Source organism: Candidatus Andeanibacterium sp. (assembly GCF_057143545.1).
Window position 1 is genome coordinate 1 of sequence record NZ_DBNHSF010000224.1, and the last position, 1,709, is coordinate 1,709.

Sequence of the window (1,709 nt, forward strand, 5' to 3'; positions counted from 1 at the left end):
CGCTCGACATCCGCATCCGCACCGCCGTCTATAGTGAAAACCAGGTCTATCGGATCGAAACCGATCTGAGGCATTCGACCACGATCCATTTCGGGGCGGGCGAGCGCTTCGAGGCCGTGATCGTCGGCGACACCGAAAGCTTCCAGGTCGATCCGATCCCAGAGCTTGGCAATGTGCTGACCATCAAACCGCATGTGGCCAATGCCTCCACCAACATGACGGTGATCACCAACCGACGCACCTATTCCTTCCACCTGCGCGAAGGCTCGATCCCGAACCGCACCGGCATGTTCTTCGAAGTCCGCTTCCGCTACCCCGATGAGGAACGTCGAGCGACGGCGGCTACCCAGCCCAAAGGCTTTGAGGCGCCCCGCAACTACAACTACCGCGTCTCGGGCGAAGGTGATTTCCGCCCCAGCCATATCTATGACGACGGGCGCTATACCTACTTCGTCATCCCGGAAAACGGTCGCCAGCCCGCCCTCTTCAAGGCCGATGACCAGGGCCGTGAGCGCACGGTCAACTGGACCCAGCAAGGCAACACGGTCCGGGTGCTTGGGGTGAACACCTACTGGTCGCTGCGTATCGGCGATGAGGCGATCTGCGCCTGGCGCGACGAGAGCGCCATCTACGTGAGCAACTGACCATGGCCGAACAAACCCCTCCCGACCTTCAGGACCGTCTCGACCAGTTCAGCCAGCGCGGCAAGTCCAAGCCCCGCGGAAACAGCCTCGGGGTCGGCGCGCTCGCGGCCGCCCTCGCCCTTGGCGGGGCCGGGGTCGCGTATTTTCTGGCCACCGGTCTGCAGGAAGGTGACAGTGCGCTTGAGACCTCCGATGTCGAGACCTTTCAGGACCGCCGCCCCGGCTCCGGCGGGCGGCTGAAGTTTCCGCCCGACGAGACCGAGCAACGGGTCAATGACGCACTGATCGCCGTCGAGGAAGCGCTCGACGTGCCCGCCGCCCCTGCCCCGGAACCGAGCGCCGAGGTGCTGGCCGAAATCGCCAAGCTCCGCGAAGCCCTCGCCGCCAGCCAGGCTGCCCGCAACTCGGAAATCCAATCCGCTGTCGCGGACCTGCGCGAGGCCTTCGACGAGCAAAAGGCCGCGCTCGAAGCAACGCTCGCCGCAAAGGAAACCGAGCTGGCAAACCTCCAACGCCAGACCGAGACTCGCATCGAGGGGCTGCAGGCCATGCTCGATGCCGAACGGGCGCAGCGCGAGGGGCTTGAGGCCGAGCTCGATCGCGAAGGGGTGATCGCCGATCAGCGCCTTCTCGAACAACGCCGGCGTCAGGAAGAGGAGCAGCGTCTGCGCGAGGCCGAACGCATCGCCGAGGAGCTTCTGACTGCCCAGATCAAATCCCCCGCCGTGGTCTATGCGGACGGTCCACGTGGTGGTGCGAGTGGCGCGGCGGTGGCCGATCCTGCCGCCGCTGGCGCAAGTGGACCGGCCCTCTCGGGCAACGAGCAGTTCTTGCAGAGTGCGCGACCGCTCGAGGTGCAGGAGGCCGCCCGCCTCATCCATCCCGAACGCACGCTGACCCAAGGATCCGTCATCCAGGCGGCGCTGCAAACCGCTATTAACAGCGATCTGCCCGGCTCCGTTGTCGCGGTGGTCTCCGAGCCGGTGCTGGCGTTTTCCGGAGACCGGATCCTGATCCCCCGGGGCTCCCGCCTTTTTGGCCAATACCGCTCCGGGATCGAAATGC

The 1,709-nt window shown here is 65.5% G+C and carries 2 protein-coding genes; both read left to right on the forward strand.

The features are described from left to right. Window positions 1–644 (forward strand): TrbG/VirB9 family P-type conjugative transfer protein (locus tag AC16XC_RS13030; RefSeq protein WP_484035093.1); only part of this gene is annotated, 644 nt, incomplete at its 5' end. 2 nt (window positions 645–646) lie between these two features. Then, window positions 647–1,709: TrbI/VirB10 family protein (locus tag AC16XC_RS13035; RefSeq protein WP_484035094.1), on the forward strand; the 1,063-nt coding region annotated here is incomplete at its 3' end.